The sequence below is a fragment of the Bacillus sp. PK3-067 genome, assembly GCF_056738645.1.
The window spans coordinates 215,515-229,397 of sequence record NZ_CP096490.1 but is presented as its reverse complement, the minus strand read 5'-3'; the positions used below and the strand labels follow the sequence as shown (position 1 = coordinate 229,397).

Annotated in this window: 16 protein-coding genes; 2 read left to right on the top strand and 14 right to left on the bottom strand. The window is 35.6% G+C overall.

The window, feature by feature from the left end:
* Window positions 1-55 precede the first annotated feature (55 nt).
* The 9 genes from bcaP to M1D73_RS01275 all read right to left on the bottom strand — a co-directional run bounded on the left by bcaP (window position 56) and on the right by M1D73_RS01275 (window position 6,077).
* The gene (gene bcaP / locus M1D73_RS01315) at window positions 56-1,471 is read right to left on the bottom strand and encodes a branched-chain amino acid transporter BcaP (protein ID WP_121868644.1); all 1,416 of its coding nucleotides are present in this window, start codon (window positions 1,469-1,471) and stop codon (window positions 56-58) included.
* Between the two features lie 230 nt (window positions 1,472-1,701).
* A complete protein-coding gene (locus M1D73_RS01310) occupies window positions 1,702-2,874 on the bottom strand; it encodes a homogentisate 1,2-dioxygenase (RefSeq protein WP_013141710.1) in 1,173 nt (390 codons plus the stop codon).
* Window positions 2,840-3,796, bottom strand: coding sequence for a fumarylacetoacetate hydrolase family protein (locus tag M1D73_RS01305; RefSeq protein ID WP_000673988.1), 957 nt, complete (start codon window positions 3,794-3,796; stop codon window positions 2,840-2,842). The genes M1D73_RS01310 and M1D73_RS01305 overlap by 35 nt, the downstream gene beginning before the upstream one ends.
* Before the next feature lie 66 nt (window positions 3,797-3,862).
* The gene (gene hppD, locus M1D73_RS01300) at window positions 3,863-4,981 is read right to left on the bottom strand and encodes a 4-hydroxyphenylpyruvate dioxygenase (protein WP_000810922.1); all 1,119 of its coding nucleotides are present in this window, start codon (window positions 4,979-4,981) and stop codon (window positions 3,863-3,865) included.
* A 393-nt stretch (window positions 4,982-5,374) separates the two neighbouring features.
* A complete protein-coding gene (locus M1D73_RS01295) occupies window positions 5,375-5,485 on the bottom strand; it encodes a DUF3948 family protein (protein ID WP_481157985.1) in 111 nt (36 codons plus the stop codon).
* 43 nt (window positions 5,486-5,528) lie between these two features.
* Window positions 5,529-5,636, bottom strand: coding sequence for a DUF3948 family protein (locus M1D73_RS01290; RefSeq protein WP_000664237.1), 108 nt, complete (start codon window positions 5,634-5,636; stop codon window positions 5,529-5,531).
* A gap of 31 nt (window positions 5,637-5,667) precedes the next feature.
* The gene (locus M1D73_RS01285) at window positions 5,668-5,784 is read right to left on the bottom strand and encodes a DUF3948 family protein (RefSeq protein ID WP_000654250.1); all 117 of its coding nucleotides are present in this window, start codon (window positions 5,782-5,784) and stop codon (window positions 5,668-5,670) included.
* Between the two features lie 34 nt (window positions 5,785-5,818).
* The gene (locus M1D73_RS01280) at window positions 5,819-5,926 is read right to left on the bottom strand and encodes a DUF3948 family protein (RefSeq protein WP_000664237.1); all 108 of its coding nucleotides are present in this window, start codon (window positions 5,924-5,926) and stop codon (window positions 5,819-5,821) included.
* A 43-nt stretch (window positions 5,927-5,969) separates the two neighbouring features.
* The gene (locus M1D73_RS01275) at window positions 5,970-6,077 is read right to left on the bottom strand and encodes a DUF3948 family protein (protein WP_000664237.1); all 108 of its coding nucleotides are present in this window, start codon (window positions 6,075-6,077) and stop codon (window positions 5,970-5,972) included.
* 441 nt (window positions 6,078-6,518) lie between these two features.
* On the opposite strand from M1D73_RS01275, the gene M1D73_RS01270 reads away from it, so the two are divergent.
* Entirely contained in the window at window positions 6,519-7,391 is an 873-nt protein-coding gene (locus tag M1D73_RS01270; protein ID WP_048655811.1) for a Cof-type HAD-IIB family hydrolase, read from the top strand.
* Between the two features lie 34 nt (window positions 7,392-7,425).
* On the opposite strand, the gene M1D73_RS01265 is transcribed toward M1D73_RS01270, so the two are convergent.
* The 5 genes from M1D73_RS01265 to M1D73_RS01245 all read right to left on the bottom strand — a co-directional run bounded on the left by M1D73_RS01265 (window position 7,426) and on the right by M1D73_RS01245 (window position 13,099).
* The gene (locus M1D73_RS01265) at window positions 7,426-8,391 is read right to left on the bottom strand and encodes an ABC transporter ATP-binding protein (protein ID WP_001294518.1); all 966 of its coding nucleotides are present in this window, start codon (window positions 8,389-8,391) and stop codon (window positions 7,426-7,428) included.
* Window positions 8,388-9,368 (bottom strand): ABC transporter ATP-binding protein, encoded by a 981-nt coding sequence (locus M1D73_RS01260; RefSeq protein WP_061113659.1) that lies wholly within the window; start codon window positions 9,366-9,368, stop codon window positions 8,388-8,390. Before M1D73_RS01260 ends, M1D73_RS01265 begins: the two co-directional genes overlap by 4 nt.
* A 10-nt stretch (window positions 9,369-9,378) precedes the next feature.
* Window positions 9,379-10,299, bottom strand: a complete 921-nt coding sequence (gene opp4C, locus M1D73_RS01255) for an oligopeptide ABC transporter permease (RefSeq protein WP_000451077.1) — start codon at window positions 10,297-10,299, stop codon at window positions 9,379-9,381.
* A 12-nt stretch (window positions 10,300-10,311) separates the two neighbouring features.
* Window positions 10,312-11,268, bottom strand: coding sequence for an ABC transporter permease (locus tag M1D73_RS01250; protein WP_000860748.1), 957 nt, complete (start codon window positions 11,266-11,268; stop codon window positions 10,312-10,314).
* A gap of 103 nt (window positions 11,269-11,371) precedes the next feature.
* Entirely contained in the window at window positions 11,372-13,099 is a 1,728-nt protein-coding gene (locus M1D73_RS01245) for an ABC transporter substrate-binding protein (RefSeq protein ID WP_121868643.1), read from the bottom strand.
* 369 nt (window positions 13,100-13,468) lie between these two features.
* Here M1D73_RS01245 and M1D73_RS01240 point away from each other — a divergent pair, with 369 nt between their 5' ends.
* On the top strand, window positions 13,469-13,666 hold the full coding sequence (locus M1D73_RS01240; RefSeq protein WP_000369254.1) for a hypothetical protein: 198 nt from the start codon (window positions 13,469-13,471) through the stop codon (window positions 13,664-13,666).
* Window positions 13,667-13,883 lie beyond the last annotated feature (217 nt).

Below are 13,883 nucleotides of genomic sequence, written 5' to 3'. Positions count from 1 at the left end.
GTAAATTTTCAAATAAAAAAATCCATTCTAACAGAATTAGAATGGATTTTTTCACTTATAAATTTGCAACATCTTCTTCTTTTTTACTATTATTTAAAGCACTATGTTTTCGGCTATATATGAAGTAAACCGCTATACCAATAACCATCCATATCCCAAAACTAATCCATGCTGTCCCCGATAATTGAAGCATTAAGTATAAACAGAAGATCACTGTTAATGCTGGTAAAAATGGTACAAGCGGAGCCTTAAATGCCCTTGGTAAGTCTGGATGTGTTCTTCTCATTACGATTACCGCAACAGCTACGAGTGCAAATGCTGACAATGTCCCCATATTTACAAGATGTGCTAAAACATTTAAATCTATTAATCCTGAAATCAGTGCCGCAATAATTCCCGTTGTCCATGTATTTAAAAATGGCGTTTTAAATTTCGGATGAACTTTAGCAAGACGTTTCGGCAGTAAACCATCTCGGCTCATCGCATAAGAAACACGAACTTGCCCATACATCATAACTAGCATTACTGTTGTAATCCCTGTAATTGCTCCTACTGAAATTACCCCCGCTAAACCATCTTGTCCAATAAATTGAAGTGCAAAAGCAACTGGATCTGATATATTTAGCTGTCCGTATGGAACAATTCCTGTCAAAATAAGCGAAACAACGATATAAAGAACTGTACAAATTAATAACGATGCAATAATACCAATTGGTAAATCACGTTGCGGACGTTTCACTTCTTCTGCCGCTGTTGAAACTGCATCAAATCCTATAAATGCGAAGAATACTGTAGCCGCTCCAGCCATTACACCATCTAAACCAAATGGCATAAAAGGCGTCCAGTTTTCAGGTTTCACATAATTAAAACCAGCAAAGATAAAAATAAGAACAACTGCTATTTTAATAAATACCATAATGTTATTTACTCGTGCACTTTCACGAACACCCCTAGATAAAAGAACTGTCATCACTAAAATAATTAGAACTGCAGGTAGATCAATTATTCCACCCTTACCTGTACCAGGAGCCGAGGAGAGAATAGTCGGAATATGAATTCCAAACCCCTTTAATAAAGATTGAAAATATGCAGACCAACCGTTCGCTACAGCAGATGTAGCAAGTAAATATTCCAGCATTAAGTCCCAGCCAATTAAAAATGCGAATACTTCCCCCATCGTCGCGTATGTATACGTATACACACTGCCCGAGACAGGAACTGAAGAAGCAAATTCAGCATAACAAAATGCAGCAAAGGCACAAGCTAGAGCGGCAATCGCAAATGATAATATAATAGCTGGCCCAGAATGTTTCGCTGCCACAACACCCGTTAGAACAAAAATACCAGTTCCAACAATTGCTCCGATTCCAAGCATAGTTAAATCTAGCGCGCCCAATGTTCTTGCTAACGTTTTTTGCTTACTTTCTTGCATTAACTTTGCAATTGGCTTCTTTTGAAAAATTTGCTTCATCTTTCACTCCTCCAAGTTTTAAATTTTCTGAAAATTTTTAATTCGCTTTTTTATTTTACTCATTACGCTTTTCCTAGTCAATACTTTTGTCGAAACAAGTAGAAATTCTTCTGAATATGCACAATCCTTATTATTCTTTCTATATATCTTTCCATTATTTTTTTGGTATTATTATACATGTCGATTCCGTGAAAAAGGCATGCCCCCTTATTGAGAGCATGCCTTTTTACTTATTTCACAGTATATGAACCTTGTTCAATCCAGCTATACATATACTTTTCATCTTCTGTTTCATGTGCTTGTTTTACAATACGAAGCGGACGGAATGTGTCTATCATAACAGCTAATTCAAGCGTCTCTTTCTTCCCTATACTTGCCTCTGTTTTCCCCGGATGCGGTCCATGGGGAATCCCGCTCGGATGAAGTGTAATAGAACCTTCTTCCACACCTTTGCGACTCATAAAGTTTCCTTCTACATAGTAAAGAACTTCATCACTATTAACATTACTATGATAATATGGTGCCGGAATTGACTCTGGATGATAATCGTATAAACGTGGTACGAAAGAGCAAATAACAAAATTATGTCCTTCAAATGTTTGATGTACTGGCGGTGGCTGATGAATGCGCCCTGTAATTGGTTCAAAATCCTCTACATTAAATACCCACGGATATAAATAGCCATCCCATCCCACAACATCTAACGGGTGGTGTCCTAAAACATGTTTATGCATATAGCCTCTTGATTTTGTCATTACGACAAACTCGCCTTTTTCATCATATGTCTCTAATTTTTCTGGACCACGAAGATCTCTTTCACAAAACGGACTATGTTCTAACAATTGTCCGTATTCATTTCGATAACGACGCGGCGTTGTAATTTGGCTATTGGCCTCTACAACAAGAAACTTAGTCTCTCCTTCATCTGGAATAACACGATAAATCGTTCCAATTGGGATCGTTACATAGTCGCCTTTTCTATAGTGAATCGTTCCAAACATCGTTTCAATTTTCCCTGTTCCATAATGAACAAATAACATTTCGTCGCCATCACCATTACGATAGAAATAATCCATTTTTTCTGTTGGACTCACTACTCCAATTAATAAATCTTCATTTCCAAGTATGAAATTCCGTCCACTTATTGCATCACCACTTTTTTTACTTTCTTTCGTTCGAAAGTGGCGATGAGAAAGAGCAACATCCTCTTCATACTGCAACTGACAAGAATGCGATAATGCAGAATGACCTACTTCTGTTGGCATATAATGATGATACAAAATAGACTGCGTACCAGAAAAACCTTTTGTTCCCATTACCTGTTCACGATAAAGCGATCCATCTTTTTTACGAAATTGTACATGTCGTTTATGAGGTAGTTCTCCCATGTGACGATAAAACATGCCCATCACCCGCTTCCTTTTCTTTTTTGATCGTATTACGTAGTGTACCTAAACCAGTAATCGACAGTTCTACAACATCTCCATCTTGTAGCCACTCTTCTGTACCCAGTTCTAAAATACATCCTGTTCCTACTGTCCCAGAACCAATCACATCTCCTGGATATAACGTAACGTCCTCTGAAGCACGTTCAATCATTTCAGCAAATGTATAATAAATATCTTGGAAGTTTCCTTTTGATAATAGTTTTCCATTTACATGAGCAGTCATTTCTAAATTATATCGATCACCATTACGATAAACGTCTAATTCCTCTTTCGTAACAAGATGTGCTCCTAAAGAAGTTGCAAAGTCTTTTCCTTTCGCTGGACCGAGACCTACTTTCATTTCTGTTGCTTGTAAGTCTCTCGCACTCCAGTCGTTCATAATACAATAACCAAAAATATATTCCTCTGCTTGCTCACGAGAAATATTTCGCCCTTCTTTTCCCATTACGCAAGCAATCTCCAACTCATAATCAAGCTTTTTAGACTTTTTCGGACCAATTACAAAATCACCGGAACCAATTACAGCACGATGATTAGTAAAATAAAAAACCGGAATATCATACCATTCGGGCACAACATCTAATCCTCTTCGTCCGCGAGCTGTTTTTACATGTTGTTCAAATGCGTAAAAATCTCGAATACTACTCGGATTAGGAAGAGCAGCTGTCAATTGTACTTCTTCTAAAGCATATATACCCTTATTTGGATTCTTAATATTCCGCACTACTTCTACATACTCATCCGCTTTCTCTAAAAAAGCCATCATAGAAGAAGGGATTTTCCCTTCACTAGCAAGATTCATATCTATTACTTTGTCACCTTCAAGCCATCCAGCCCGTAGTTCTTTTGAAGGAAGACAAAATGTAACAAATTTCATCCTGATTCCTCCTTATAAAAATGAAATTTCCACCAGCAAAGGGACTTTTGCTGGTGGATATAAATCTTATAAGTTTCCGCGACGCTCTTGTTCTCTTTCAATTGATTCGAATAACGCTTTAAAGTTTCCTTCACCAAATCCACGAGAACCTTTACGTTGAATGATTTCAATAAATAAAGTCGGGCGATCTACAATTGGTTTCGTAAAGATTTGTAGTAAGTAACCTTCATCATCACGATCTACTAAAATCTTTAATTCTTTTAACTTATCAATTTCTTCATCGATTTTTCCAACTCGTGCAGTTAACTCATCATAATAAGTATCAGGTGTATCTAAAAACTCCACCCCATTTGCACGAAGCGCTTCAACTGTTTTAACAATATCACTTGTTAATAAAGCAAGATGTTGTACACCAGCTCCATTATAGAATTCTAGATACTCTTGAATTTGTGACTTTCTCTTTCCGTCTGCTGGTTCGTTAATAGGAAACTTAATACGACTTCCATTCGTCATAACTTTCGACATTAACGCCGAATACTCTGTACTAATATCGTCATCATCAAAATGAATCATTTGTTTAAAGCCCATAACATTCTCGTAATAACTAACCCACTCTTCCATTTTTTCAACATTACCAACTACATGATCAACAGCAATTAAACCAGACTCTTCAAATGGAATATTAAATTCTACCTTTTGGAATCCTGGCATAAATGCCCCTTTATAATTTTTACGCTCTACAAGCGTATGAATTGTATCACCATACGTACCAATAACTGCTTTTTTCAATGTACCGTCCTCATCTGTTAATTCCTGCGGTGGAGCAATTGCGACGGCACCACGTTTCACTGCTTCTGAGTATGCTTTATCAACATCATCAACAAGTAGTGCCACATCCTTCACGCCATCACCATGAGTCTTTACAAACTCTGCAATACGATTTTCACTACTTAAAGCTCCAGACACAACGAAACGCATATTTTTTTGCACAAGAACATAAGATACCTTTTCACGGTTTCCAGTTTCTAATCCAGAGTAAGCCACAATTTTGAATCCGAACGCTCTCGCAAGATAATAACTCGATTGCTTTGCATTCCCTACGTAAAATTCCAAATGATCTACATCACGTACTGGAAAAAAGTCCTCCATTTGTGCAGCTAGCGTATCCATAGATTTTTGTTTCATAATATCTTCATCCCCCTGTAAATAGATTAAATGGTCCATACTTAAAACCAACCGAAAACGCTTCCAACGTTAATTAATAGAAATTAGTTAGCAAGCTAACAAATTCTGACCTTTAAAATTTTCTATCTTTTCTGTCAAATTCCTCTTTTTTTCTTACATATAAAATTCGACTTTTTTCTCTTTGAAATAAAGCGGGATTTTATTCAGTGGATTTTTGATTATTCGTTGAATCAAGTTTCAACCGCAACATTTAATTAGCCATGCATGCTGGATAATGAGGTAACTTTAATACTTGAGGGGATATAAGAAGAATATAAAAAAGACTCCAACATATTAACTACTTACTAATACGTTAGAGTCTTTATTTTTTTTGAATGATTGTATTTATATATCTCATACTAATACATTTGCAAGGAATAGAATAAATGATGTTAATATTATCGCTCCACCTAAGGATCCTAATAAATCTGTTTTTGTTACTTGAAACACTTGTTCACTGTTCATATCCCTCATTCTCCTTCCTTTTTTGTTTGATTTAAAACTTCTATTATACTAATACACTTGATAAAAATACGATTAATGCTGTTAATACTACCGCTCCACTTGCTGATCCTACGAAGTCACCTTTTGTTACTTGTAATACTTGCTCTTTCATATCTTCCTTTTCTTTTGTTACAAAGCTTCTATTATACTAATACGCTTGATAGAAATACGATTAACGCTGTTAATACTACTGCTCCACTTGCTGATCCTACGAAGTCACCTTTTGTTACTTGTAATACTTGCTCTTTCATATCTTTCATTCTCCCTTCCTTTTCTTTTGTTACAAAGCTTCTATTATACTAATACGCTTGATAGAAATACGATTAATGCTGTTAATACTACCGCTCCACTTGCTGATCCTACGAAATCACCTTTTGTTACTTGTAATACTTGCTCTTTCATACCTTTCATTCTCCCTTCCTTTTCTTTTGTTACAAAGCTTCTATTATACTAATACGCTTGATAGAAATACGATTAATGCTGTTAATACTACCGCTCCACTTGCTGATCCTACGAAATCACCTTTTGTTACTTGTAATACTTGCTCTTTCATATCATTTATCCTCCCTTTTTATAAGTTATCTATATGTAATTTCTAAGAAATGTTTATTTCATAGTTTTTATGTTAACGTTACATTAAATTTGATAACGTAACGTTTGTAACATTAATGTAACATAACTATTATTACGTTGCAATATAATTACGTAAAATTTATTACACTTTTTTTACGTTTTTTTATAATAATCCTCAAAAACCTTTATTTAATGCGTTTTTCACTAAGTTCACGTTTGTAACATTAGTGTAACATTACAGTCATAAAGTGAAATGTAGTCATATTCCTCTCTATTTTTGTTACAAATCGTTTATTTAGTGACACTAAACCTATCTAATCTTTACTTACTTTTAATATGAGATAAAATACCGTCTTTCCAAGATAAGTTTATATGTTTCCTCTATATAACTATGTATAATAAAAACAAAGAGGTGGTCATTTTGAAATTAATCGCATTAGATATGGATGGTACACTACTATCATCTAATCTTGAAATCTCCAAAGAAAACCTACAAGCAATCCAAACTGCACAAGAAGCTGGTCATATTGTAATGATCTGTTCTGGTCGTGCGAAAGAGGATGCTTTAAAGCTATTGGAAGAATATAAATTATCTCTTCCAGTCGGAGCAAGCAATGGGGCTATTGTTTATGTGGATGGAAAAGTAATTAACTCGCGTTGTATACAAAACGACAAAGTGTACAAACTTGCAAAATTACTAGAATCTGAAGGTTTCCCATATAAGCTATATACGAATAAAGGAGTTTATTCTCCATATACATGGCAAGATCAAGTGATGCAAGCATTCGAAGAAAATAAGCATGCGCTTGATGTTACATTAGAGGAACTTGAACGAATTACAGAAAAGCAAAAGAAATCGAACCTAATTACTGATTTCAAAAAAATAGAAGATGTTGTAAATAACCAAGAACTAGAAATATCTAAATTCTTCATTTTAACGTTTAATGCAGCGCATCGCGCACAACTATTAAGTATATTACAAGAAGATGCTGATATTATGGTTACAGCATCGGCTCCTACTAACTTAGAAATTATGGATAAGAATGGACATAAAGGAAACGGGATACAGCAGATGGCAGCTCATTTTAATATCCCTATTGAAGATACAATTGCTATTGGTGATAATTTTAATGATGTACCGATGTTAGAAGTAGCAGGCTTATCTGTTGCAATGGGCAACGCTGAAGAAGATGTAAAAAAGCTATGTGATGTTGTAACACTAACAAACAATGAACATGGTGTTGCTCACGCAATCGAGCAATTTGTATTGAAACAAACTTCATCTAGTAAATAAAAAAAGGACTCTTTCAATTTGAAAGAGTCCTTTTTTATACGTGATGACAAGCAACAAAATGCTCTGCACCAACATTACGGAATTCTGGTACTATTTTTTTACAAACATCCGTTGCAAATGGGCAACGTGTATGAAAACGACAGCCCGAAGGTGGATTTGCTGGACTTGGAATATCCCCTTCTAGTATAATTCGCTCTCGCTTCACTGTTGGATCTGGTATTGGAACAGCTGATAACAATGCTTTCGTATAAGGATGTAGCGGATTGGTAAATAACTCATCACGCGGTGCTGTCTCCACAATCGTACCTAAATACATAATTCCGATTTTCGTACATAAATGTTCTACTACACTTAAATCATGCGAAATGAATAAATAAGATAATCCCTTTTTCTCTTGTAACTCACTAAATAAATTAATAATTTGTGCTTGGATAGATACATCTAGTGCCGCCACAGGTTCATCAGCTACAATAAATTCCGGATTTAATACCATAGCTCTTGCGATTACGATACGCTGACGTTGTCCACCAGAAAACTCATGGGGATACCGGTCAATATGATAAGGAGCTAACCCACATAACTCCAATACTTCAATTACCTTTTCACGAACATTTTCTTTCGTCGCTAATCCGTGGGCCAACATTGGCTCTCCAAGCGCTTCTCCAATTCTCATTCTCGGATTTAATGAGCTAAATGGATCTTGGAAAACGAGCTGCATATTAGGGCGATGTTTTCTTAATTCATCCTTGGATAAAGAATGAACATCTTTCCCTTTAAACTTCACTTCTCCCTCCGTTTTTTGAACGAGGCGTAAAATTGTTTTTCCTATTGTTGTTTTTCCGCTCCCTGATTCGCCAACGAGACCAAACACTTCACCTTTATTAATAGTAAAACTTACTCCATCAACCGCTTTTACATGCCCAATTGTTCTACTAAATACGCCACCCTTAATTGGAAAATATGTCTTTAGATTTTTTACCTCTAATAATGGTTCACTCATTGTTCCGCACGCTCCTCATATAGCCAGCAAGCTACTTTATGATTTTCATCATTTACATTTAGATTTGGGGCTTCTTTCCCACATATTTCCATACAATGCTCACAACGCCCACTAAAGTAGCAAAACTCACCTAAACCAACTAAATTCGGAACTTGCCCTGGAATAGAATATAGTTTATCTATTCGTTTTCCCATTACTGGTTTTGATTTCAATAATCCTTTCGTATAAGGATGTTTTGGATTTTGGAATATCTCTAGTACTGGGGCTTCTTCAATAACTTTCCCGCCATACATAACGACAACATAATCAGCCATTTCCGCTACGACACCTAAGTCATGTGTAATTAATAAAATCGACGTTTTAAATTCTTCTTTCACTTGTCTTAGTAGATCCAATATTTGAGCCTGAATAGTAACATCAAGAGCTGTTGTTGGTTCATCCGCAATTAATAACTTAGGATTACAACTAAGTGCAACAGCAATCATAATACGTTGTAACATCCCGCCACTCAGTTCATGCGGATAAGAATGGACGATTTCATCAGCGCGGGCTATGCCAACTTTACGAATTAACTCAATTGCCTTCTTATATGCTTCATTTTTACTAAGTAATTCATGCTCCCTTAACGTTTCTACAATTTGCTCTCCTACAGTGAAGACGGGGTTTAGCGATGTCATCGGTTCTTGGAAAATCATCGCAATATCATTCCCTCGTAAACTACGAAGCTCTTTCTCTTTCATTCCTAAAAGACTTTTTCCTTCATATAAAATATCTCCACCTACTACACTGCCTGATTCAGCAATAAGTCCCATAATAGATAACGCCGTTACACTTTTTCCGCAACCAGATTCACCTACAACACAAACAGTTTCACCTTCTCGAACAGAAAAACTAACATGATTCACAGCTTTTACTGTCCCTTCTTCTGTCTGAAAGTGTGTTTGTAAATCTTTCAGCTCTACTACCGCTTTACTCATATCTCCTCACCTACCGTCTCATCTTTGGATCTAATGCATCACGAAGTGCATCACCAAGTAAATTAATTGATACAACTGTTATAAAGATTGCAAAACCAGGCGGAATCCATAACCATGGACGCTTTTGGAAATCGATTAATGAGTTAGCTGCGCTAATCATGTTCCCCCATGATGGTGTAGGTGGAACGACTCCGAGACCTAAGTAACTTAGTGCGGATTCTCCCAAAATAGAACCTGCAACACCTAATGTAGATACGACAATTAAAATGGGTAAAACATTAGGTATTAAGTGATATATAATTTTCCGGTAATCTTTTATTCCTAACACATCCGCAGCTTGCATAAATGCTTGCTCCCTAAGTGATAAAATTTGCCCTCTTACAAGGCGTGCAAGCCCTGGCCAACCTACTAAACTTAAAATAATCATAATGACATACAAACGATAATCAGACGGTACTTTCCACTCTGATAAAATCGCACCCATTATAATAAGTAACGGTAATCCTGGCATCGACATTAAAATATCTGCAAGTCGCATAATAATATTGTCCACAATACCACGATAAAAACCTGCAATCGCTCCTAATAAAGCTCCAAGTATAACCGATAAAACCATTGAAGCTAAACCAATGGTTAATGAAATACGTCCCGCTTGCATAAGCCTTGTTAAAATATCTCTTCCTAATTGATCTGTACCAAGCCAATGAGAAAAACTAGGTGGTTTGTTAATGAGCGCAACTTGTATTTTTCCTGATGCATATGGAGAAAAGAACGGACCGATAAAACAAAATAAAAACATAAAAATTAATGCATAAAACCCTACAAGTGCCATCTTATTTTTCTTTATCTTTTTAAAAGCTTGTCGCCATGGTGATGATTCATTTCTTCTCTTTTTTTCTTTTTTTTCTGTAATTACTGTAACAGTCTCCATTTCTTTCCCCCCTTACTTCAACCGAATTCTTGGATCAACAACTGCATATACGATATCTGCTAAAAAGTTTGAAACGATTGTTAAACAAGAAAGAAACATCGTAAATGCCATCAATACTGTATAGTCACGGAAATTTAATGCTTCTAATTGAATATTACCAATCCCTGGCCAGTTAAAAATTTGTTCAATAATAATTGCCCCAGAAAACAATCCAGGTAATTCAAATGCTAATAACGTAATTGCCGGTAAAATTGCATTTTTTAATGCATGCTTATAAATAACCGTCTTCTCCTTCAAACCTTTCGCTCTTGCTGTTCGTATGTAATCTTGTCTTACAACCTCTAACATACTTGTTCTAAAATAACGAGTTAGCGAGCCGACCCCAAGAAGTGTCAAAATAAATACTGGTAAAATCATATGTTTTGCAACTTCTATCACGTAAGCAAATCCTGTTGAATTACTGCCAACATCAATCATTCCACCTATCGGTAATAACTTAAAGTCAACCGCAAACACCTTAATTAAAAACAAACCGATAAAGAATGAAGGGAATGACATTGCTGCAAAAACACCGATTGTTACAAGTTTATCGAATAAAGAATGTTGCTTCGTCGCCGAGAATACACCGATAATAAGTGCAATTAGCCAAATAAAAAACAATGCAATAATTGCTACACTAAAGGAATTCCAAATAAATTTATTTAATAATGACGTTACAGGCTCTTGATATTGAAGTGAGAAGCCAAAGTCCCCTTGCAATGCATTACCTAACCAATGAAAATAACGCTCAACAATTGGTTTGTTCAACCCATATAACTCCCTCAGTTCAGCTGCTCTTTCCGGTGTAATTTTCGGGTTTGAATCAATATAATCCCCAGGAAGAAGTGCGAACAGGACGAAGATAATAATTGATGTACCAAGCAGTGTAGGAATCATTTGTAACAACCTACGAACAATATATGTTTTCACCCTTTTTCTCTCCAATCTTATGCTTAAAATAGAAGAACATTTTTTCAAAGCGGCACATTACTAACCGAATGAAAAAATGTCTTCTACTTATACATTCTTATCGTTATTTTTCAAATGATAATACTGGTAAGTTTGCACTAATACTGTTGTACTTTTCAGGATCAATTCCTTTTATATTCCCGTTATAACCAGTAATTGTTCTACGGTAGTTTAATAGAATTACTGGTGGATCATCACTTAATTCTTTATACAATTCTTTATAAATAGGTTTACGCTTTTCGATATCTACAGTTTCAATACCTTTTTGAATTAGCTCATCTACTTTTGCATTCTTATAACCAAGACTAGTTTCATTTGCAGTAGACAAATATTCACCAGCTGTTTCACTCGGATCACTTGTAATCGGTGTCGAAACAGAAGCTAAATCATAATCCCCTTTGTTTACCTTAGAAAGCATCGTATTAAAGTCCATAAATTCAGGATTAAACTCTACACCTATTTCTTTATAATTCTCTTTCGCAATCGGAATTAATAAATCACTATCTTTAGCCGAACTTGGACCGAAATAAGAAAGTTTTAATTTTTGACCATCTTTTTCACGAATTCCATCCGAACCAACTTTCCACCCTGCTTCATCTAATAATTTTTTCGCTTTTTCTTTATCGTATTCGTATTTATTAACTCCTTCTTCCGTATAAGCCCAAGAAGTTGGATGAATTGGTACATTGGCTACTGTACCGTATCCTTTTAACGCTGTATCAACATATTTTTTGCGGTCTAATCCGTAAATAAGTGCTTGGCGAACCTTTTTATCCTTTAAGTAAGGCTTATTATTATTCATATAAATATAACTAAATGACGGTGCTGTTTCGATTTGGATATTGGCGAATTCTAAAGCCTTAGCCTGTTCAAGAACCTCATCACCAGTACCTAAGCCAGTATGGTCAACTTCTCCTGTTTGGAATAACTGAAGCTTCGTATCACCAGAAGTAATTTTATAAATGAAGTTTTGAATTTTTGGTTTACCCGCAAAATAATTTTCGTTTGCTACAAAACGAACTTCTTGACCTGGAATATACTTTTCAAATTTATATGGACCCGCAGCTAATGGCTTTCCATATAAATCTTTTAAGTAATCTAAGCTTGTATTTTGCTTATAATCTTTTCCATAATAAGCTTTTGATAGTACTGTACCTCCTAAAACAAATATAGCTTGTGAATTCACTTTTTCAGTTGTAATTTTAATTGTTTGTGGATCAACAACTTGAATACCTTCAATTGAAGTTGCTTTTCCTTCCTTATATTCTTTACCACCTTTAACCGCATATTGAGAGATATCTACTTCACCTTCATATGCCTTATCATGTAAAAGCGTCAATGTGAAAGCTACATCATCCGCCGTTAATGGCGATCCATCACTAAATTTCAAATCTTTACGTAAATGGAATGTATATGTTAACTGATCAGAAGAAACGTCCCACTTCTCAGCTAATTCTGGAATTGGTTTCCCTTGTTTATCGGTTGATACGAGAGATGCAAAAATAACTGAAGTTACGTTTCCATCCCAACCATTTTGTTGGAAGTATGGCAAAAATACGCCGCCTGGCTTACTAATACCAACTACTAACGTATCTTTTCTATTCTTCGCTTTGTCTGGCACTTTCGTTTTATCTGTCGCAGCGATCTTTTCAATTTTCACATTTTTTAAATCCTGCTGTTTAACCGGCTCTGTAGAAGCCGCGTCCTCCTGTCCCCCACAAGCAGACAACACAAGCGAACTACTCATTAATACCGAAAATACACCAGCCCATTTTTTTGTCTTTTTCTTCATTGTCCCCACCCTAACTTTTTATGATTATACCCTCTGAACGAATTACCTTATGTATGCCTCCCACAGCAACATTTATAGCCAATCGGAAAAGTCGGTTTTAATCGTAAAAAAATAGATGTTTTTGAGGGGTAACAATCTTATTCCGACCTTTCCGGTAGACTTTATGGTTATTAGCTTATATCGTTCATTATGTTTTGTCAATTCTTTCTAAATAAATATTTTGAGAATTTTTCCAAATTTATCACTCTACATTTATACTTTAAGAAAACTCAGCTATAATTCGTATTAAAAAACTTAAAAATCTACTTCTATTCCTTCAACATGAAACATAGAATACTAATAAACAATTACCAAAAAGGGGGCGAAAATATGGACAACCTATTCCAATACGTCCTGCACTACGTATTATTAACAATTATGATAGTCGGAGCGCTATTACTATTCCCGTTCTTCCCAAAGTTCGTCCTCTTTTTAGCTTTTTTTATCATGCTCGGGATCGCTATTATAATTTCAACGAGAGAAGATGCCACGCAAAAAGAGAGCAGGGTTCAGCGCGTAAAGCTGTAACTTTGCTCTCTTTTCGTTTTCATTCACTAGTCTCTTTTATACATATTTATCCCGCTATTTGCCGGGCAGTAAGAACCCCACCTCAAAATTCAGCGAAAGCAAAAGAAGTTAGGTCGGGGTCGGGCTGCCCGTAAAAGCCCTCACTTTATCTCTCGGGAAATAATTAGCCTTTGTTTTTGTGATTACTCCTATTGAAAAGCCACTAATGACATTTATT

Excerpts from the sequence above, each read along its gene's own strand:
- bcaP (WP_121868644.1), bottom strand. The coding sequence starts at position 1,471 with ATGAAGCAAATTTTTCAAAAGAAGCCAATTGCAAAGTTAATGCAAGAA.
- M1D73_RS01310 (WP_013141710.1), bottom strand. The coding sequence starts at position 2,874 with ATGTTTTATCGTCACATGGGAGAACTACCTCATAAACGACATGTACAA.
- M1D73_RS01305 (WP_000673988.1), bottom strand. The coding sequence starts at position 3,796 with ATGAAATTTGTTACATTTTGTCTTCCTTCAAAAGAACTACGGGCTGGA.
- hppD (WP_000810922.1), bottom strand. The coding sequence starts at position 4,981 with ATGAAACAAAAATCTATGGATACGCTAGCTGCACAAATGGAGGACTTT.
- M1D73_RS01295 (WP_481157985.1), bottom strand. The coding sequence starts at position 5,485 with ATGAACAGTGAACAAGTGTTTCAAGTAACAAAAACAGATTTATTAGGA.
- M1D73_RS01290 (WP_000664237.1), bottom strand. The coding sequence starts at position 5,636 with ATGAAAGAGCAAGTATTACAAGTAACAAAAGGTGACTTCGTAGGATCA.
- M1D73_RS01285 (WP_000654250.1), bottom strand. The coding sequence starts at position 5,784 with ATGAAAGATATGAAAGAGCAAGTATTACAAGTAACAAAAGGTGACTTC.
- M1D73_RS01280 (WP_000664237.1), bottom strand. The coding sequence starts at position 5,926 with ATGAAAGAGCAAGTATTACAAGTAACAAAAGGTGATTTCGTAGGATCA.
- M1D73_RS01275 (WP_000664237.1), bottom strand. The coding sequence starts at position 6,077 with ATGAAAGAGCAAGTATTACAAGTAACAAAAGGTGATTTCGTAGGATCA.
- M1D73_RS01265 (WP_001294518.1), bottom strand. The coding sequence starts at position 8,391 with ATGAGTGAACCATTATTAGAGGTAAAAAATCTAAAGACATATTTTCCA.
- M1D73_RS01260 (WP_061113659.1), bottom strand. The coding sequence starts at position 9,368 with ATGAGTAAAGCGGTAGTAGAGCTGAAAGATTTACAAACACACTTTCAG.
- opp4C (WP_000451077.1), bottom strand. The coding sequence starts at position 10,299 with ATGGAGACTGTTACAGTAATTACAGAAAAAAAAGAAAAAAAGAGAAGA.
- M1D73_RS01245 (WP_121868643.1), bottom strand. The coding sequence starts at position 13,099 with ATGAAGAAAAAGACAAAAAAATGGGCTGGTGTATTTTCGGTATTAATG.
- M1D73_RS01240 (WP_000369254.1), top strand. The coding sequence starts at position 13,469 with ATGGACAACCTATTCCAATACGTCCTGCACTACGTATTATTAACAATT.